The sequence below is a fragment of the Vibrio sp. 2-Bac 85 genome (assembly GCF_037546705.1).
In the GTDB taxonomy this organism is placed as follows: Bacteria; Pseudomonadota; Gammaproteobacteria; order Enterobacterales; family Psychromonadaceae; genus Psychromonas.
This window is the reverse complement of the sequence record NZ_JALAAB010000017.1, coordinates 66570-86056: the sequence shown is the minus strand read 5'-3', so window position 1 is coordinate 86056 and position 19487 is coordinate 66570. Positions and strand designations below refer to the sequence as shown.

The 19487-nt window shown below is 38.3% G+C and carries 14 protein-coding genes and 5 tRNA genes; 13 read left to right on the top strand and 6 right to left on the bottom strand.

Annotated elements, in window-relative coordinates; translation table 11 throughout:
* The first annotated feature begins 280 nt into the window (after nucleotides 1–280).
* From recN to ychF, 7 genes are all read left to right on the top strand, one after another.
* Nucleotides 281–1960, top strand: coding sequence for a DNA repair protein RecN (gene recN, locus MT390_RS15975; protein WP_499442095.1), 1680 nt, complete (start codon nucleotides 281–283; stop codon nucleotides 1958–1960).
* A 388-nt stretch (nucleotides 1961–2348) separates the two neighbouring features.
* Nucleotides 2349–2963 carry a lipoprotein insertase outer membrane protein LolB gene (lolB, locus tag MT390_RS15970; RefSeq protein WP_499442094.1) on the top strand — a complete coding sequence of 205 codons (615 nt, stop codon included), beginning with the start codon at nucleotides 2349–2351 and terminating at the stop codon, nucleotides 2961–2963.
* Nucleotides 2964–2974: 11 nt separating this feature from the next.
* Nucleotides 2975–3832 (top strand): 4-(cytidine 5'-diphospho)-2-C-methyl-D-erythritol kinase, encoded by an 858-nt coding sequence (gene ispE, locus MT390_RS15965; protein ID WP_499442093.1) that lies wholly within the window; start codon nucleotides 2975–2977, stop codon nucleotides 3830–3832.
* A gap of 81 nt (nucleotides 3833–3913) precedes the next feature.
* A complete protein-coding gene (locus tag MT390_RS15960; RefSeq protein WP_299668834.1) occupies nucleotides 3914–4861 on the top strand; it encodes a ribose-phosphate pyrophosphokinase in 948 nt (315 codons plus the stop codon).
* A 258-nt stretch (nucleotides 4862–5119) separates the two neighbouring features.
* Entirely contained in the window at nucleotides 5120–5752 is a 633-nt protein-coding gene (locus MT390_RS15955) for a 50S ribosomal protein L25/general stress protein Ctc (RefSeq protein ID WP_499442092.1), read from the top strand.
* Nucleotides 5753–5754: 2 nt separating this feature from the next.
* Nucleotides 5755–6345 carry an aminoacyl-tRNA hydrolase gene (gene pth / locus MT390_RS15950; protein WP_028866982.1) on the top strand — a complete coding sequence of 197 codons (591 nt, stop codon included), beginning with the start codon at nucleotides 5755–5757 and terminating at the stop codon, nucleotides 6343–6345.
* A 23-nt stretch (nucleotides 6346–6368) separates the two neighbouring features.
* Nucleotides 6369–7460 carry a redox-regulated ATPase YchF gene (gene ychF / locus MT390_RS15945; protein WP_166372172.1) on the top strand — a complete coding sequence of 364 codons (1092 nt, stop codon included), beginning with the start codon at nucleotides 6369–6371 and terminating at the stop codon, nucleotides 7458–7460.
* A 112-nt stretch (nucleotides 7461–7572) separates the two neighbouring features.
* Here ychF and MT390_RS15940 read toward each other — a convergent pair whose 3' ends face one another.
* From MT390_RS15940 to sbcD, 4 genes are all read right to left on the bottom strand, one after another.
* A complete protein-coding gene (locus MT390_RS15940; protein ID WP_166372171.1) occupies nucleotides 7573–8451 on the bottom strand; it encodes a GGDEF domain-containing response regulator in 879 nt (292 codons plus the stop codon).
* A 178-nt stretch (nucleotides 8452–8629) separates the two neighbouring features.
* Nucleotides 8630–9415: a DeoR/GlpR family DNA-binding transcription regulator gene (locus tag MT390_RS15935; protein WP_240923655.1), complete on the bottom strand. Its 786-nt coding sequence runs from the start codon at nucleotides 9413–9415 to the stop codon at nucleotides 8630–8632.
* Nucleotides 9416–9577: 162 nt separating this feature from the next.
* The gene (locus MT390_RS15930) at nucleotides 9578–13297 is read right to left on the bottom strand and encodes an AAA family ATPase (protein WP_499442091.1); all 3720 of its coding nucleotides are present in this window, start codon (nucleotides 13295–13297) and stop codon (nucleotides 9578–9580) included.
* Entirely contained in the window at nucleotides 13294–14502 is a 1209-nt protein-coding gene (gene sbcD, locus MT390_RS15925) for an exonuclease subunit SbcD (RefSeq protein WP_499442090.1), read from the bottom strand. The genes MT390_RS15930 and sbcD overlap by 4 nt, the downstream gene beginning before the upstream one ends.
* Before the next feature lie 245 nt (nucleotides 14503–14747).
* On the opposite strand from sbcD, the gene MT390_RS15920 reads away from it, so the two are divergent.
* From MT390_RS15920 to MT390_RS15895, 6 genes are all read left to right on the top strand, one after another.
* Nucleotides 14748–14824: transfer RNA gene (locus tag MT390_RS15920), tRNA-Met, on the top strand.
* A 10-nt stretch (nucleotides 14825–14834) separates the two neighbouring features.
* Nucleotides 14835–14919 (top strand) — tRNA-Leu (locus MT390_RS15915).
* 95 nt (nucleotides 14920–15014) lie between these two features.
* Nucleotides 15015–15089 (top strand) — tRNA-Gln (locus MT390_RS15910).
* An 83-nt stretch (nucleotides 15090–15172) separates the two neighbouring features.
* A tRNA-Gln gene (locus MT390_RS15905) sits at nucleotides 15173–15247 on the top strand.
* Nucleotides 15248–15253: 6 nt separating this feature from the next.
* Nucleotides 15254–15338 (top strand) — tRNA-Leu (locus MT390_RS15900).
* Between the two features lie 721 nt (nucleotides 15339–16059).
* A complete protein-coding gene (locus MT390_RS15895; RefSeq protein ID WP_166372168.1) occupies nucleotides 16060–16437 on the top strand; it encodes a DUF2237 family protein in 378 nt (125 codons plus the stop codon).
* 183 nt (nucleotides 16438–16620) lie between these two features.
* Here the strand turns inward: MT390_RS15895 and MT390_RS15890 are convergent, their stop codons facing one another.
* Together MT390_RS15890 and MT390_RS15885 are read right to left on the bottom strand one after the other, a co-directional pair.
* Complete coding sequence (locus tag MT390_RS15890; RefSeq protein ID WP_499442089.1) at nucleotides 16621–17205, bottom strand: DUF938 domain-containing protein; 585 nt, start codon at nucleotides 17203–17205, stop codon at nucleotides 16621–16623.
* A gap of 1002 nt (nucleotides 17206–18207) precedes the next feature.
* Nucleotides 18208–19245, bottom strand: a complete 1038-nt coding sequence (locus tag MT390_RS15885; RefSeq protein WP_499442088.1) for a family 8 glycosyl hydrolase — start codon at nucleotides 19243–19245, stop codon at nucleotides 18208–18210.
* Nucleotides 19246–19487: the final 242 nt, after the last annotated feature.

Here is a 19487-nt window from a genome sequence, read left to right as displayed (position 1 = left end):
AGTGTTCCCCTAACCATTACCATTCAATCTCCCCTTTCAACACGTATTTGTTATTAACCAAAACAACATTTCTATATCAATAAGAAAATGAACAGTATTAATAAATTAACGAAAATTAGACAAACAGCACTTTACTGTTTAAAAAAACAGTATTAAACTGCAATCATAAACTGTTTATTTAAACAGTGCTTTTAAAACGAGTGTTTTAAACTACTGCTTTTAACTAATGGTCATTTCGTTGTTAATATAATCGTTAAGATAATCATAGGATATCTATTTTATGCTAAGCCAATTAACTGTTCAGAACTTTGCAATTGTGAAATTTCTAGAGCTTGATTTTCACCAAGGTATGACCACAATCACAGGTGAAACAGGTGCAGGTAAATCAATTGCTATCGATGCATTAGGCCTATGTCTTGGTGACCGCGCGGATGCAAGCATGATCCGCCAAGGTACAGATAAAGCAGAAGTGAGCGCTCGCTTTAACCTGAGTGACACACCAAATGCACTTGCATGGTTAAGTAATAATGATTTAGAAAATAGCCTGAGCGATAACCCTAACGAATGTTTATTACGCCGAATTATTACCAAAGAAGGACGTTCGCGTGCTTACGTTAATGCAACCCCTGTACCGCTTTCTCAGTTAAAAAGTTTAGGCCAGCTATTAGTTAACATTCACGGTCAACATGCACACCAAAGTTTATTACGTCCTGATATACAGCTATCGATTATTGATGAATATGCCAACCATCAACAACTAGTACAAAAAGTAAAAGACACTTACCAAGGCTGCCACTTTCTAAAAAAACAATTACAGCAACAACAGTTAAGTCAGCAAGAAAAACAAGCACGTAAACAGTTATTGGAATACCAAATCATTGAATTAGATGAATTTGCATTAGCAGAGGACGAGTTTACAGAAATAGAGTCCGAGCATAAAAAATTAGCTAACAGTGGCGCGCTCTTAGAGAATACACAAATCAGTTTAAGTTTATTAACGGATTCAGACGACGTTGATGCACTAACACTATTACAGAAAAGTATTTCATTACTTGAATCACAAGTTCAGCACGATAGTAAGCTTGAAAGCATTGTCACTTCGTTACAAGAAGCCGTGATTCAAATTGAAGAAGCAGGCTACGAATTACGCCAATACAGTGAACAACTAGAACTGGACCCAGAGCAGTTTGAGCAATTGGAGTCACGTTTAAGCCAAGCACTAACATTGGCAAGAAAGCACCAAGTTCAACCTGAAATGTTATATACGTTCCACCAAAAACTTAGCAAAGAATATCAACAACTTAATAATAGTGAAGCACAGATAGAGAAACTGACGATTGATCTTGATAGCGCAAAACATGACTACATTAAACATGCACAAAAACTCAGCCAAAGCCGTCAGCGTTACGCAAAAGAATTAAGTAAAAAGATTACTCAAAGCATCCAAAAGCTTAATATGGAAGATGGCCAGTTTGAAGTTGCAATGACTCAACACGGTGCTGACAACCTGAGCCCTCTTGGTATTGATGGCATCGAATTCCAAGTTGCAGCTAATGCAGGGCAAGGCTTACAAAATTTAGGTAAAGTTGCATCGGGTGGTGAATTATCACGTATAAGCTTAGCGATTCAAGTGATCATCAGCCAACGAGTTTCAACACCAACGTTAATTTTTGATGAAGTTGATGTAGGTATCAGTGGCGCAACTGCCGCAGTAGTTGGTAATTTATTACGTCAATTAGGTGAAAGTACACAAATATTTTGTGTTACGCATTTACCGCAAGTAGCAGGTAACGGTCATCAACATATGATTGTTAATAAACATAGTGACGGTAAAAGTACCAATACTAATATGCAATTATTAGATGAGTCAGAACGCATTCATGAACTCGCAAGGCTATTAGGCGGAGATAGTATTACCGAACATACATTAGCCAACGCAAAAGAATTGTTAATTTCATAAATGAGTTAATTGGTTAATTGGTTAATTGGTTAATTGGTTAATTGCCCGCCCCCATTATCAATCAAAATGCATTACTCATTAAAGGTAATGCATTACCTACCACCTAACTATTAAGCCTTGTTCCGCCTTCACTTATTTTTTGCAATAAAAACTAATTAAGTCCAGCGAGTAGGTAATATCAGTTATTACGCTGATTATGGAAACTAAGTGTAATGATACTGCGCAGAATAATGAAATCACGCAAAGCAATAACCTACCTCACAAAACAAAGCGGCGCTAAATAATCTATTAAATGTTTAAGGCGGTTAGTGAGACAAAACCAAAAGAACAAAGCGGTCACTAAAATAGTTTGATATATTAAAACCACTTTTCTCGACTGGCTTTAACAATGAAAAAATTACTTTCACTGATATTTATTATTACCCTCTCTGGTTGTTCTCAATTTAATAAATCAGATTCTGAAGACAATACGCTATTAACAAATCAGACTTGGGAACAGCAACAGCAAGCATTACAACAACTTGATCACTGGACACTCACCGGTAAGCTGGCTATTTTCCTTGAGTCGGATCGACAAAGTGCCAATATTTATTGGCAACAACAAGGTGATGATTATTCAATTCAATTAACTACTTTTATCGGTACTCGTATTCTACAAGTCACTAAAAATGAACAAGGTGTTGAGATTATCAACAATGATGATGAAGTGTTTACAGGACAAGATGCCAATACTTTAATTAAACAACTCTCCCCAGGTTTAGATCTTCCTATTGCTGCGTTACAACAATGGATCAAAGGTAATCCTGCGAATGCCTCTTACCAACTCAATGATCAACAGCAAGTCAGTGAACTAGTGGGTTTAGATGCAAGCCAAAACCTTTGGGAAGTTGACTTCCAACAATATCACGTTTTCTCTGGCACCGTTTTACCCACCAAAGTAAATCTTAAGCGCGATGATATCCGCGTCAAAATAGCTATTAATCAATGGAAAGTAACAAATTAATCGAGTTTATTATGCAAACTGAATCTATTCGCTGGCCTGCACCTGCGAAGTTAAACCTTTTTTTATATATCACCGGACAACGTGCCGATGGTTACCACGAATTACAAACCTTATTTCAGTTTATTGATCGCTGTGACCACCTCACCATAACTGCGAATAACAGTGGCAACATTAGCATCAGTCCTGCTATTGAAGGTGTGCCACTGGAAGGTAACCTTATCTATAAAGCTGCGATGTTATTAAAACAACATACAGGTTGCCCATTGGGTGCGCATATTGATTTAGAGAAAAACCTCCCGATGGGTGGTGGCTTAGGCGGCGGTTCATCCGATGCAGCGACAACATTAGTCGCACTAAATTACCATTGGGATTTAGATTTAAGTGAACAGACCTTAGCTGAGCTGGGTAAATCATTGGGCGCAGACGTACCTATTTTTATTCATGGAAAAGCCGCGATTGCGGAAGGCGTGGGCGAAATTTTGCATTCCGTTCAGCCGAAACAAGCTCATTATTTAGTAGCGGTACCAGATTGCCATATTTCGACCCCTGAAGTATTTAAAAATCCATATTTAAAAAGGGATACAAAAAAGCTTCAACATGAGCAACTTATGAGCAATAAATGGACAAATGATTGCGAACCTTGCGTCAAAAAACACTATCCGGTGGTTGCTAATACCATCGACTGGTTGCTAGAATACGCCCCGACTCAAATGACTGGGACAGGGGCATGTGTGTTTAGCACATTTGACCATGCTAATGAAGCTGAGTTATTAGCACAACAAACGCCAAAATGGTTGAATTGCTTCACCGCGGAAGGCTTAAATACTTCACCTCTACGTGAATTATTATCTACAAAAAAATCAGACTAATTAGTTGAAATTTCAACTAATTACACTTGTTAATGACATTGCGTCATTGACTAAATCAACAGGATGAAAGAGGTCCTCAAAGTGCCAAACATGAAACTATTTGCAGGTAACGCAACACCCGATCTAGCTCAGAAAATAGCAGATCGTCTTTTCATCAAATTAGGAAGCGCAGACGTAGGTCGTTTTAGTGATGGCGAAATTCACGTGCAAATTAATGAGAATGTTCGTGGTGATGATATTTTCATCGTGCAATCTACTTGTGCACCAACGAACGACAACTTAATGGAATTGATTGTAATGATCGATGCACTTCGTCGCGCATCAGCTGGTCGTATTACAGCTGTAATCCCATACTTTGGTTACGCTCGCCAAGATCGCCGTGTTCGTTCAAGCCGTGTTCCAATTACTGCTAAAGTAGTTGCTGACTTCCTTTCAAATGTTGGCGTTGACCGTGTAATGACTGTTGATTTACATGCTGAACAAATTCAAGGTTTCTTCGATGTACCTGTTGATAACGTATTTGGTAGCTCTGTGCTATTAGAAGATATGTTAGAGAAAAAACTAGAAAACCCAATGATTGTTTCTCCAGATATCGGTGGTGTAGTTCGTGCACGTGCACACGCTAAACTATTAGATGATGCTGATCTAGCAATCATTGACAAACGTCGCCCTAAAGCAAATGTTGCTCAAGTTATGCATTTGATTGGTGATGTTGAGGGCCGTAACTGTATTATCGTTGATGACATGATCGATACCGGTGGTACATTATGTCAAGCAGCTGCTGCACTAAAAGAACGTGGCGCATTATCAGTTTATGCTTATGCTACTCACGCTGTATTCTCTGGTTCTGCTGTTGATAACATCAAAAACTCTGTAATTGATGAGTTTATCGTAACGGATTCTATCCCATTAACAGATGAAATCCTTGCGACTGGTAAAGTTAAGCAACTGACTTTAAGCGGAATGTTAGCTGAAGCTATTCGCCGCGTGAGCAACGAAGAATCAATTTCTGCGATGTTCCATTACTAGGTTTCATGTTTTACTTTTATAACTAAGGAAACAACGAGATAGTTACCCTCTCTTTGTGTTCTATTTTGAGAAGCGCTTATTTGTTATAAATAAGCGCTTTTTTTATGCATTTAATTTGTACAAAAGCGTTTACTGAGTTACTATGGCGCGCCTTTTTTATACACCCTAACGGGGAAAAAGGCGGTTATCGCTGGTCGCAAACGATAATCTATTTTAATTTGAAAAGACATTTTGTTTTTTCAACAATGGAGTTTTACCATGTCAATTACATTAGTAGCAACAAGCCGTACAGATTTAGGGAAAGGTGCGAGCCGCCGCCTACGTCACACAAACCAAACACCTGGTGTTGTATACGGTTCAGGAAAAGATCCTGTATCTCTTACTTTCGAACACAAAGAATTAATGAAAGTTGAATCTATTGAAGCATTTTACTCTTCAGTATTGAACTTAGAAATTGATGGTGTTTCTGAGCAAGTATTGCTTAAAGCTATTCAACGTCACTCTTTCAAAGAGCGTATCCAACATTTAGATCTTTTACGTGTTGATGCAACACATAAATTACAAACAACTGTACCGCTGCACTTCTTAAACGAAGAAACTGCTACAGCTGTTAAAAATGGTGGCGTTATTGCTCACTTAGCAAATGAGTTAGAAGTAACTTGTTTACCAGCTGATTTACCTGCGTTCATCGAAGTTGATATCGCAAATGTTGAAATTGGTGGAACAGTTCACATCTCTGATATCACATTACCTAAAGGTGTTGAGTCTGCTGAGCTTGCTAAAGGCGAAGAGCATGATTTACCAGTACTAGCTATCACAGCTAAGAAAGTAGCTGCTGAAGGCGAAGAAGAAGAAGCAGAAGCAACAGAAGCAGCTGACGCTGCTGAGTAATCGTGTCAACTACGATTAAATTGCTTGTGGGCCTGGCTAATCCAGGCCCCGAATATGCAAATACTCGACACAATGCCGGACAATGGTACATACAACAACTCGCCTCACAAGAAAACATTCAGCTAAAACCTGAAGCAAAGTTTTTTGGTCTTACCGGTCGTATTCAGTTTGCGGGTAACGACATTCGTTTATTAGTTCCAACTACATTTATGAATCTTAGTGGTAAAGCTGTTATCGCAATGGCAAAATTCTACCAAATTAAACCAGAAGAGATTTTAGTAGCCCATGACGAGTTAGACATTTCCCCAGGAGTAGCAAAGTTTAAACTGGGTGGCGGTCATGGTGGGCATAATGGCTTGCGAGATATCATTTCCAAGTTAGGCAATAATAAAAATTTCTACCGTTTACGTATCGGCATCGGCCATCCGGGCGATAAAAGTCGTGTTAGCGGTTATGTACTTGGTAAAGCAACAAGTACTGAACAGAATTTGATCGAGCAAAGTATCGATGAAGCTGCCCGTTGCACACACATTTTAGGTGTTGACGGCATAGAAAAAGCGATGAATCGCTTACATAGCTTCAAAGCACAATAACAGTTAATTAATAGGATAAAATCATGGGTTTTAAATGTGGTATCGTTGGTTTACCCAATGTTGGTAAATCGACCCTTTTTAATGCATTAACAAAAGCAGGCATTGAAGCGGCTAACTTTCCTTTTTGTACAATCGAGCCAAATACTGGCATCGTTCCTGTACCTGATCCACGTTTAGATCAACTGGCTGCGATTGTAAATCCGCAGAAAGTTTTACCAACGACCATGGAATTTGTTGATATCGCCGGTTTAGTTGAAGGCGCATCAAAAGGTGAAGGTCTTGGTAATAAATTCCTAGCAAACATTCGTGAAACAGATGCAATCGGACACGTTGTGCGTTGTTTCCAAGATGACAATATCGTTCATGTTGCGGGTAAAATAGACCCACAGGAAGATATTGACATCATCAACACTGAATTAGCACTAGCCGACTTAGAAAGTTGTGACCGCGCTATTTTACGCTTAGGTAAAAAAGCCAAAGGCGGCGATAAAGACGCTAAATTCGAATTACCTATTCTAGAACGTATCAAAGCACACTTAGAAGCTGACGGTATGGTTCGTGGTTTAGAACTTGAAAAAGAAGAACGTGCAGCAATAGACTACCTAAGCTTTTTAACGCTTAAACCGACTATGTACATTGCTAACGTAGCTGAAGATGGTTTTGAAGATAACCCATTCTTAGACAAAGTACGTGAAATTGCAGAGAAAGAAGGCGCGGTAGTTGTACCTGTTTGTGCTGCGATTGAATCTGAAATTGCAGAATTAGATGATGAAGACAAAGCTGAGTTTTTAGAAGGTATTGGTCAAAGCGAACCAGGTCTTAATCGAGTTATCTACAGCGGTTACGAGCTATTACACCTACAAACTTACTTCACAGCTGGTGTTAAAGAAGTACGAGCTTGGACAGTGCCTGTTGGCGCAACTGCACCGCAAGCAGCTGGTAAAATTCATACTGATTTTGAACGTGGTTTCATCCGCGCTGAAATTATTAGTTTTGATGACTTTGTTGAATTTAAAGGCGAAGCCGGCGCAAAAGAAGCAGGTAAATGGCGTTTAGAAGGTAAATCTTACGTCACTAAAGACGGCGATGTGATTCACTTCCGCTTTAATGTTTAAAGGCTAATCTGCTTACTAAATATCAAAAGGCAACTTCGGTTGCCTTTTTTGTTTTTAGCTTTTTTCTTTTTTCCCTGCACAGTTAAAAACGATAAGCTAAGAAAAACCTAAATTAAGCAATTTCTAACCTGTTTCTACCATTCTTTTTCGCCTCATATAAAGCATCATCGGCACGTTTTAAAAAGCGTCCAAAATTTTCATCTTGCTCTGATATTTTAGCCATACCGATACTGATAGTGACATTAATATTGTGCGGGTTAAGTGATTCAATCGCATCCAATAAACCCACGGCTTTATTAAATGCCTCTTCATCTTCACAGGGATCAAATAGGATCACAAACTCTTCACCACCGGAGCGAGCAATCAAATCTTGATCGCTACAATCCTGCGCTAATGTTTCTGCTACTGCTTGTAAAACAACGTCACCCACTGCATGGCCATGGGTATCATTGATCTTTTTAAAATGATCAATATCTATCATTAAGACCCAAAGTGCAAAGTGATGACGTTTTGCAGTCAACACCTCTCTTTCTGCAATATCCATTAAATAATGACGATTATATAATCCAGTTAATTGATCATGAAAAGCCATTTGGTTGAGCTTATCTCGTTGCAATTTAAGCGTTAAATGTGTTTTAACACGAGCGACCACAATTGCAGGTCGAACCGGTTTAGTAATGTAATCAACGGCGCCAATTAATAAACCTCTTTCCTCATCTTTCTCTGCGTCTAAACCAGTAAGAAAGATCACAGGGATCGCAGCAGTCAGGGGGTTTTTCTTAAGCTGCTCGCAGACTTCATAACCATCCATATCCGGCATAGTGACATCTAATAAAATAAGATCAGGTTGAGGATGTATTTGAGCTATTTGCAAACATGCTGCACCATTAGTCGCAATTTTAACTTGATGCAAATCTTTTAGACATGAGGCTAATATTTTTAAGGTGACATGTGAATCATCAACAATCAACACCGATTCATTTTTAGACATAACTTTCTAAACTTCCCTATGTTTCGAATGCTGTTTACTATTATTCGCTTAAAAATATAGCATTTTGACTTTATTCTATTTACCTAATATTCCAGTGACTCATATTTCATTGGCTAATATTGCAGTTTATTAGCCTGTATAGCGTAGCTAACTTGGTATTGTTTGCAACTCATCGAGGTTAATCAGCGCAAATTTTAATATCAATCCCCTGCTCTGAAAATAAGGCTAATAGCTTAGGATCTGAGCTTGAATCTGTTACTAGGCAATCAATTTTGTGCGCATCACAAACTTTATGCGTCGCCATTTTACCTAATTTCAAATAGGACGCTAAAGTCACCACTTGCTCTGATTGCTCAATAATAGTGGATAATGTTTCCGCTTCATCAATATGATTAATGCTTAACCCTTGGCTTGGATGTAACGCACACACCCCTAAAAAACTACAGTCAAAATGAATCTTTCTTAACATAGCATTAGTGGTTGCACCAAGTGCCATCACCGAAGGTTTGAATATTTTCCCACCTAACAAAATCAACTCGATATTATTATGGTGGATAAGCTTAGTGGCCACCAGCGGACTTGGCGTAACCACGGTAAAATTAAAATGCGTCGGTAAATTCATTGCAAGTTGTAGGCAAGTACTTCCAGAATCAATCAGAATCGTTTGCCCCTCTTTAATTAACGGAATAGCAGCTAGTGCAACCCGTTGCTTTAAGGGGTCGATTTCTTCATGTCGTTGGCGATACTCTTGGCTTTCATGCTGCAAAGGCAAAGCGCCACCATGCACACGACGTAATTGCTTAAGTTCATCTAATAACTTTAAATCTCGGCGTACCGTATCTTCAGACACACCTAATTGCAGGCTCAATTCAGTTGCATAAACACGGCCTAATTGACTTAATAATTCAAGAATTTTGCTGTGCCTTTGTTGTTGTAACATATTATCCCCTGCGGTTTTTTTCATGATCTTACTTGATTATGCCGTAATATCTATTAATTATTCAGTGTGTTGTGCGCGAAAATACCTGCTTAAACCGTTAAAGCGCACTTTGTTTGTATTGGCGCATCACCGTTAGATCTTTAGTTTATGCCTACAACCTTTTATCTAACGGATGTCCTGCACCTTTTACGTACCAACTGAATCATCCGCAGCATTTGAATCTGCGGAAGCAGTACTACCAATAAAATGATATTCAGGGGCTAATTGACTAAATCCGGCTGACGCACCTTTAGTCACGTGAATTTGATGATTAATACGCTCTTTTAGTGCATCCACATGGGAAATAATACCAATCAGCTTTCCAGAGGCATTAAGTCTTTCAAGCGCCTCTAAAGCGACTTCTAAGGTGTTTCCATCAAGGGTGCCAAACCCTTCATCTAAAAATAACGATTCTATCTGTGTTTTATGACTCACCAAGTTTGATAATGCTAGCGCTAACCCTAAGCTCACTAAAAAGCTTTCACCGCCCGACAATGTTTTCACATCTCGCACTGTATTTGCTTGCCATAAATCCACTACTTGTAATGCTAGTTTGTCTTCTTGATTACGCTTTAATTGATAACGCTGGTGTAAATTTCCCATCTCTTGGTTAGCTAATTGCACTAGGTTATCTAAAGTTAGCCCCTGTACAAACTCTCGATACTTATTGCCGTCTGCAGCGCCGATCATCGTATTTAAGAGTTGCCAATATTCCGCATGTTCCTTACGTTTTTGTTGCTCAGCGATAATTCCCGCTTGCTTCTGTTGATTCACTTTATCGCTACTGAGCGTTGCTTTATCCGTTAACCATTGCTGATTAATCTGTTCATTTTGTTGCATATAAGTCGCGAGTTTTAACTCTAATTCAGTGAGCGAGTCTTTACTCACTTGCTGTTTAAGATGCGCTTGATGACGCTCAGTTAAAGCGGCTAATTTACTTCTATCACTTATTAGCTGTTCATTGAGTTTCGCTTGTAATGTCTGTAGCTGATTGATTTCTAATTCCGTTAACATCGCACTCTGCAACGCTTTTGGGTCATCAAAATCACTGGCTGCAAGTTTTTCAGCAAACAGCGTTTGTTGACGTTCCTTTTCTAACTGTTGTTCTTCAAGTTGCGTGTTAAGCGATGATAGTTGACCAGATGATTCATTTTGCTTATTCAATAATGTTTGTTGCACAGACAACGCCTGATCGCGCTGTAGTTCCGCAGCAACTTGCGCTTGTTTGATCTCATCCACTAATACTTGCTGTGGTTTATCACCAAACTGCTCAAGACGTTGTTGCTTATCTTTTGATAACTGCTCATCAATCAAGGTCAACGCAGCACTTAATTCACTTGAAGTCGCTTTAATTTGATTTAACGCTTGCTCCTTTAACAACACACTTTGATTAAGTTGCTGTATCTCTTCAGATAAGGTTTTTACCTGTTGTTTATCCTGTTCAAATTCATTGATTTTTTGTTGTTGCGTGGTTAACCAAGTTTGCGGTGCGGCAAATAATTGTTTCGCCTCTTCTTCGCTCAATAAAGCAGTGATACTTTGCTTTTGCGCCGCTAATAACTCATCCTCTTGCGCTAACAGATGTGCATTGGCATTAATATCAGCTTTTACACTGGCGATGTTTTGCTCACAACTGTTGAGCTTTTGTTGCTGTGCGCTTAGCTGTTGCTGTAACTGCTGCGCTTCATTCTGTGCTTTTTGTAATTGTTCATTAAATTGTTGTAACGAATTTTGCACATCGCTAAATTTCTCTAGCTTTTGTTTTAATTCAGGCAATTGCTCACGTAATTGATTTAAACTTTGCTCAAGGTAAGGTTGTTGATAGCCAGCTTGCCACTCTGCTAATAAAGCTTGTTTGGCGGTGTTCAGTTCCTCTAATTCATTAGTTAAATTAGAAAGTTGCACTTGTTGCGCTTTATAATCTGATTGTATTCCCGCGTAATCACTGCGTGCAGTAATTAACTCTTCTTCTTTATTTTGCAAACGCCTTTCAGTATTACCATCATCCACAGGTTGATAGTTTTCTAGCGCGGGATGATCTAATGACCCGCATAAAGGACAAGCTTGATCAGGTTGAACCTGTTGCTGTAAACCCGACAAGCTTAAGATAATTTGTTCCTGTTTAAGCAAACGCTTTAAATCAGCAACATTCTGCTTAAGGATTAATCCTTTATCTTTTAAGCCCTGTAACGTCAACGCCGTTTCCTGGTGTTGCGACTTTAATAGATTAACCGCCTGCATTTTCTTTGCATTAGCGTCACCATTCAACTGAATTTTTTCTGCTAATTGAATTTGCAAAGAAACAGTCTGTTGTTCATTGTATAACTGATTAATAGCGCTATTAAGCTGGCTTGAATCAGTTAACTGATGCGCTAAAAATAATTGTTCAATTTGTTGTTTTTTATGGCTAACCAACTGCTCAGCTTGTGACTGCTGTTGTACTAATAAAGCGCCTTTTTTTTGCTCTTCAGAGTGCAGGTTCTGCTGCGTAGTTAAATGCTCAGCTAATTTTTTATCTTTATTGTTAAGCGTTAATTGATTGTGTTGATGCTTGATGAAATCACTTATCTGATGCTCAACTAAAGGCAAGTTCTTCTGTAACTGCTCAAGCGCTGGCTGTGCAGCATTTTTCAACTCCAGAGCTGTTAATGTTTTCTGCTTACCGCTTAAACTCGATTGTTCTGCTAGCAATGCGCTTTGCTTTTCGTCTATCTGCTTAGCCAATAATGTAGCGTCATGCTTTTTGTCTACTAAGCTTTGCTGCGTTGATTTAATGCTCAGATCCAGCGGGATCAACAACTTATTAATCTCAGAGAGCTGTTTTTCACTACTTGTAAAAACCTTCTCTTTGGCTTCAGAAAGGTCAGAAACCTTAAGCGCTTGTAACTTTATTTCTTCTGCTAATTGATCCGCTTGTTGCTGTCTAGTAGTGAGCGTACTTTGTAACTGCAGGCATTTTTCAGTCACTGCCTGCAAATATTCAAAGCTTTGTTTTAAACGTTGTGCTTTTTCAGCTAGCTGCAAACGCGCTTTATCTACTTCAAAATCATTCACCGCTGTTTGCGCAGAATCGAATTGTAGTTGTTGCACGGTTAACTCGTCGGCTAATGACTGTGCCGTTTGGTGCCAACGAATAGCTAACTCTAATGCTTTAACGGATTTATCATTCTCTGATTTTTTAGTCTCTAATAATTCAATATTTGCCTGTAACTGAGTAACCTCTTCTTCACCGAGTAAGGTCAATACTTGAGACTGGGCACTTAACACTTTCAACTCTGCTTGCACGATTTTATTTTGCTCAAAAACTTGCCTTGAGATTTGCGCGTAAATCTCTGTGCCCGTTAACTCTTCTAATAATTCGCCACGCTCCTTGGCCGGTGCATTTAAAAAAGCAGCAAACCCACCTTGTGCTAACAACATAGACTTTGTAAAACGAGAGAAATCTAATCCTGTTATTTCGACCACTTGCTTTAAAACGTCACTGACTTTACTGGCAATAATTTTTCCGTTGTCATCGGCTAACTCAGCAAAGGGAGGTTGTAACTTACCCAAAGCACTTTTTCTGGCTCGGCTTTGTCCCCAAAAAACACGATACTTTTTACCTTTAACAGCAAACTCAACCTCTGCTTCACAATCCCCTGTGCCACGAGTCATTAGCTCATTTTTACTGTGCGTTATTTTATCTAAGCGCGGAGTTTGTTGGTATAAAGCCAAACATAGCGCATCTAAAATAGTACTTTTACCCGCGCCCGTTTGCCCAGTGATAACAAATAACCCATTATCGACAAAAGCTTGCGATTGAAAATCTATTTTCCAATGACCTTTTAATGAATTTAAGTTTTTAAAGCGTAAGCTACAAATTCTCATGATTGCGCCTCCACATCGGCTAACACTTGTTTGTATAACAAGGTTAATTGTTCCTGCTGAACGTCGCTGAGATGTTCCTCGCTGCTTAACCGGTATTCAAATAACTGCGTAGGTGTTAACGTTTCAAGTGTCACCCCTTGCTGTTCGCTCCATTGGCTGGACTCATTCACCTGCGGACTACTCACTTTTAAAATCTCAATACCACTATCAACCACTATTTCATTCAATACCGACTGTAAATCTATTTCCACATAAGCTTGCTTTAATTTCACTTCAGCCCAAATTTCATCATCCTTTGACTCATTAACTAGCGCCGTTAATTGCTCACTTACTTGCTTTAAATCCCCCGTGATCACCATCAATGGCTGAAAACAAGGAATTGGATATTCATTAACTGATAAATCTTCCCCATCAGCTTCAATAATAACCACTTGTTTTTGGTGCTTACTTTCATCAAAACTTAAAGGGATAGGTGAACCTGAATAACGAACCGTATTATTTTTTTGCACCATTTGAGAACGATGAAGATGACCAAGCGCAATATAATCAAAGGCAGGAAATAAGGTTGATGGAAAAGCCGTTAAGGTACCGATATAAATATCGCGAACAGACTCAGTAACGGAACACCCGACAGCGGTTAAATGACCAGTTGCCATTACTAGTTGATGTTGCTCAGTTTGTTTTTGTTTTGCTAACTGATAAATGTCTTCATAGGTTTGTGCGATACCCTGTTGAAGATTCATCTGCTTTTGTTTGGCAGATAAACCATGCTCGCCACTCATCACATCCGTTGCGCGTAAAAAAGGTAAAGCACAAACCAGCCCTTTCTCACCTTTACTGTTACTTATTTCAATTATATGGTCGTTTAAATTTTCACTTAAACCAGCAAGCACAGCGACATTTAACGCGTTTAATAAAGATTTACTTTCATTTAACACCGCAACGCTGTCATGGTTACCTGAAACAATCACTAACTGTGAACAATAACTCTGCTGTAATTGCACCACAAAGTCTGCATACAACTTACGCGCATAAGAAGCAGGCGAAGCACTATCGAAAATATCACCCGCGACAATCACAGCATCTACCTTTTGGTCGTTCACTGTTTCAATTAACCAGGATAAAAATTGCTGATGTTCTTTTTCACGCGTTTTCATCATAAAATACTGGCCAAGGTGCCAATCTGAGGTGTGTAATATTTTCATGTTTCACTTTTCTTGAATTAAATGAGAGCCAGTTTATCTTTTTCAGCCATATAAAACTCTATTCAGCGTTGTTTTTGATTATGTTTGCACAAAATAAAAACAACTTGATTAGCAATTAAGCAAAAAAACAAAAAAACGTTTTTTTTATTAAAAAATAGTTGACGAGGTTCACTGATATCCGCATAATGCGCCCCATCGAAACGACGTACTGTTCTGCAGCGGTTGTTAAGATTAAAGTAAAAAATGGCTACATAGCTCAGCTGGTTAGAGCACATCACTCATAATGATGGGGTCCCAGGTTCAAATCCCGGTGTAGCCACCATTTACTTTACGCGGAAGTGGCGGAATTGGTAGACGCGCTAGATTTAGGTTCTAGTATCGTAAGGTGTGAGAGTTCAAGTCTCTCCTTCCGCACCATTCTTTATTCAATAAAGAATCCAATCAGAGAAGTTCAACTCTTTAAAAAAACAATTCGGCGCAAGCCAAGAGATTAAACTCTTAAAAATAGTAATTGGGATATCGCCAAGCGGTAAGGCACCGGGTTTTGATCTCGGCATTCAGAGGTTCAAATCCTCTTATCCCAGCCACATTCTCTAATTCGTTTTTAACGGATTGGAATCCTTGAAGAAGGCTAAACTTGAAAGAGAATAAACTCTCTAAAATTTACAACTGGGATATCGCCAAGCGGTAAGGCACCGGGTTTTGATCTCGGCATTCAGAGGTTCAAATCCTCTTATCCCAGCCAAATTTTGCGGAAGTGGCGGAATTGGTAGACGCGCTAGATTTAGGTTCTAGTATCGTAAGGTGTGAGAGTTCAAGTCTCTCCTTCCGCACCATTCTTAACCACACCAGTTAAGAAATAAATTAACCAGCTTATTAGCTGGTTTTTTTATGCCTAAAATTTGAGAAATTGCAAAAGACTCTCAAATTTAAACTTACGAAAGTGGCGTAATTGATAAACACACTAGAATTAGGTTCAGCTATTAATACCAATGTAGTTAACTATCTAACCTACCTTACTGGTTAAAATCAAAACTACCTGCGTTGTTTTCAATCCCAATAGCTAGCTATTACTCAATCAAACGCCTTGCTACTTTTTATTTTTCCTGCGTAATATACGGTCATCTACTCAACTAGATTGGTATAGAACGCGTAAGGTGTGAAAGCTCAAGTCTCTTCATTCCGCACCATTCTTAACCACACCAGTTAAGAAATAAATTAACCAGCTAATTGCTGGTTTTTTTATGCCTGAAATTTGAGGAATTGCTAGACGCACCAGAATTAGGTTCAGCTAATCCCAAAGAACGCGTAAGGTCTGAGAGCTCAAGTCTCTTCATTCCGCACCATCTATTTTTGAATAAAGAATAATTAAATCAGTTTTTACTCCTGAAAATAAAACAGACAACAGAGGCTTGAATCTTCTGTATTTTCGTTATGAATATAGAATATTTCTATTGTTTAATTTTTTTAAACTTTATTAACAACTTTAACTAATTGATTTATTGTTTCAGACAGGTATTGTTCTATGGAATTTAAATAAATTAAAGGTATTGCGATATGGGAATGGATGAATCTATAAATGTATTTGGTGAAGCACTAGAAGTTTGTTGTGGGGACCCAATTACTGGTTTTTACCGTGATGGCAAATGTAATACCAATAAAGATGATGTTGGTTCACATACTGTCTGCATTAAAGTAACAAAAGAGTTCTTGGAATATTCAAAACTTAGAGGAAATGACTTATCTACTCCTGTACCTGAATTTAACTTTAAAGGTTTAAAGCCTGGAAATTGTTGGTGTTTATGTGCAATGCGGTGGTTGGAGGCAGAAAAAGCTAATATGGCCCCCAGAATTCATCTCACAAGGACTCACATTAAAGCGCTAGATATTGTGTCAATGGAATTACTAAAAAAATACGCAGTGGACCTAAATTAAGGCGTAAAAAAATAACTAGTTTATCGCGCATATAGCCAGCAACTTAGTAAAGTCTATCAAAGCGCTCCTTTATTAAAATTTAAATATTATCGTATAGCTATTTTAATTGATTTACTTAACTTTGTAGGTATTTCTAATTTTTATTGCGAATTTAAAAGTCCTAATGCTAGTAATTTCTTTAATTTAAATAACCCTCCATATTAATAAAAAGTTATTCGCTGGCATTGGTACTTTATGAGCGAGCTGCATGCCAATCGCCCACTCTGTTAGCTCTTCGATATCTCGAATTCCACCGCAATCACTCTCAGCAAGGTGTTGATCAAAAGATCGGTTACCGTCACTTGTGTATTCACCATTAACATTAAAAGGACCATATTGACAAAACACACCGCCACTAGGTAAATGGGTTGCCACCATTTCCATCATCAACTTAGCTTCTTCACGTTGCATAATATGCGTTGTATTAGCGGTGAAAATTGCATCGATATCTAAATCTGGCCAATCATTTTTACCAAAGTGAAACTCGATAGGATCAACAATATTCTTTACCTCCTCATCTTGCTTCCATGCTTTAATACTCTTGTGATTATCAAGCATATCACTAGTGTTCCATATTAAATGCGGCAGAGATTGCGCAAAAAACACAGCATGTTGTCCTGTACCCGAGCCTATTTCAAGTACTTGTTTACTATCTTTAAAATAAATAGAAAGTTGCTCTAAGATAGGTTGCTGATTGCGTTCACAAGAAATAGAAAAATCTTTCGACATAATAAAGTCACCAATGAAAAGAATAAAAATATTTTTAAGTTAATGTTATAAAGAAGAGCCTAATAGTAAATTTATGACCTTAGAGTTACTGTCTCGATATTAAAATTAATGTAAGGCGATCGCCTAGACAATGTAATCAAAGGAAATTATCAGCCTGCTCCTCACTTTAGCTAACACTTCGCATTAAACTGAGGAGGTTAAACTATTTTCCCGTTTAAAAATCATGTCAACAATTATACTTATTTAAACTACACTCTGGTTTTATTAAGCAGCCAATAAAGCGAATGAAGTGTGGTCATGGGATATCACTTATTGCCACTCAAAAGTGCGGGGGCAATATTATTATCTGTACATCGACAGAGTGCTGGACAAAGTGCTGGACCCCCATAAACTTTAATTAAGATTAATACTTTATTAACAACCACTTAACTTGCTATGAAGTTAATTACCTAACCTTCTTTACCCTTCGTGTCTTCGTGGTTAATCGGCTTTTTATCTTTCTTTTGCTCTTTAAAGAATCAAGTAATCACGAAGCGAGAAATTAGTTATATTGAGCATAATAAGTATCATCGGCCTCAATATACTATGAGGGTGACTTATTTGCTTCCCCTCTACAAAATCGATTGAAATAAACAAAAAGAGCAGGACACCCACAAACTTTAATCAATATTTATACTTTACTAATAACGACTTAACGTCGTATGAAGTTAAGTACTTAACCTTCCTCACCCTTTGTTGTTGCTTTGACTTTAAAAATTAAAGCAACCACGAAGCGCTACGCTTCACGAAGAACACGAAGTAAAAACCTTAAGGTGCAAAAAATAACTATTTTGACCTTACCTTCCCCCCTCTTCGTGCCTTCGTGGTTAAACCGCTTTTGACTTTAAAAATCAAGCAACCACGAAGCAAGGCTTAAAAACATAAAAGTTATTGTTATGACCTAACCTTCAAACCTTCCTAGTTAATCAGCTTGTGATTTTAAAAGTGCAAAACCCAACAACGTTACTTTTTCACAATTGGAAGCTGTGATAATAAAATTAAGGTCGCAGAGTCATAGTCTGTTTCTGCTGTTATCTCTGGCAATGGTTTAGCTTCTGTATTATTCATTCTGGCTTCTGTGAGGGTTTTAATCGCCTGTATTCCACTATTAGCCGTTTGCAATGAAGCTTGGCCTGTTAGTAAGTTCATCGACGCAGGTAAAGGATTCTTAGCCCAAAAATTCATAAATGGAGTCATTAATTGTGCTTGATAATCTTGCGCTAACATTAGATAAAGCGGTAATCGACTCGCATTATCTCCATATTCAGCAGAGATAGCATCTTGTAAACTTACTTTATCATCTGACAGAATCATCCAATCCGCAGGTAAGTTCCAATCACCAAAGCGAGCTGTTTCCAACAGTGATGTTCCTGATTTATAGACTTCAGCCCAAATAGGATCGCCTGTTACTTCAGTAAATAGATTTAAAGCGGGGAATACCCAGTAGGATAAATTGAACTGAATGCTGTCAGCGGGTAATTCAAAATCTGTTTCACTTGGTAAGATCAGCTGATAACCGAATTTTTGACGAATAAGTTTAGTTTTAATAGCATCTAACACTCGCAACCCTTCAACAAGATAAATTTGACGATCCCATTTATTTTCTGCCGCTAATAAAGCCCACGCAATAATGATATCGCCATTGCTTGCATTGCTTTGAGCAGAGATACATTGATTATCACACAGCCCTTTTTCGGTAGCCGTATATTGTTGGCGGAATAAGTGATCTTCGCGCTGCATATTTTTTTGTGTCCATGCCCACATCTCTTGAAACTGATCTCTATCATTAGAAAATACGGCAAACAATAATGCAAAACCCTGTCCTTCGCTGCTTGAGATATTATTGTTCTCACCATCAAGCACTCGTCCGGACTCGATGAATTGTTGTTTGTAAGTAATCCAATTTTTTTGAAATGGCGTTCGCTCAAAAGAAAGAAATTTTGGTAAAAATGATATTGCAATCAACGACACAATTATTGCTATGAATATAGTTTTCTTCATTTTCCGAGGGTCCTTAGGCTTTTTTAAGATAATGCGGTATAGAAAAATAGGTCGCCATGATAAAGCTGAACATAATAAAAAGCACCCATAATAAAGCTTTGCACCTAACCTTCTTACTCTAAGTGCCTTGGTGGTTAACCCGCTTTTTGACTTTAAAGACAATAAGCAACCACGAAGCGCTGCGCTTCACGAAGAGCACGAAGGAAAACAACACAAACCAACCAAATAAATATTTAAAAAAG

What these genes read in the sequence shown, in the direction of transcription:
- recN (WP_499442095.1), top strand. Translation starts at nt 281, where the DNA reads ATGCTAAGCCAATTAACTGTTCAGAACTTTGCAATTGTGAAATTTCTA.
- lolB (WP_499442094.1), top strand. Translation starts at nt 2,349, where the DNA reads ATGAAAAAATTACTTTCACTGATATTTATTATTACCCTCTCTGGTTGT.
- MT390_RS15940 (WP_166372171.1), bottom strand. Translation starts at nt 8,451, where the DNA reads ATGTCTAAAAATGAATCGGTGTTGATTGTTGATGATTCACATGTCACC.
- MT390_RS15890 (WP_499442089.1), bottom strand. Translation starts at nt 17,205, where the DNA reads ATGTCGAAAGATTTTTCTATTTCTTGTGAACGCAATCAGCAACCTATC.
- MT390_RS15930 (WP_499442091.1), bottom strand. Translation starts at nt 13,297, where the DNA reads ATGAGAATTTGTAGCTTACGCTTTAAAAACTTAAATTCATTAAAAGGT.
- ispE (WP_499442093.1), top strand. Translation starts at nt 2,975, where the DNA reads ATGCAAACTGAATCTATTCGCTGGCCTGCACCTGCGAAGTTAAACCTT.
- sbcD (WP_499442090.1), bottom strand. Translation starts at nt 14,502, where the DNA reads ATGAAAATATTACACACCTCAGATTGGCACCTTGGCCAGTATTTTATG.
- MT390_RS15935 (WP_240923655.1), bottom strand. Translation starts at nt 9,415, where the DNA reads ATGAAAAAAACCGCAGGGGATAATATGTTACAACAACAAAGGCACAGC.
- MT390_RS15955 (WP_499442092.1), top strand. Translation starts at nt 5,120, where the DNA reads ATGTCAATTACATTAGTAGCAACAAGCCGTACAGATTTAGGGAAAGGT.
- MT390_RS15895 (WP_166372168.1), top strand. Translation starts at nt 16,060, where the DNA reads ATGGGAATGGATGAATCTATAAATGTATTTGGTGAAGCACTAGAAGTT.
- MT390_RS15885 (WP_499442088.1), bottom strand. Translation starts at nt 19,245, where the DNA reads ATGAAGAAAACTATATTCATAGCAATAATTGTGTCGTTGATTGCAATA.
- ychF (WP_166372172.1), top strand. Translation starts at nt 6,369, where the DNA reads ATGGGTTTTAAATGTGGTATCGTTGGTTTACCCAATGTTGGTAAATCG.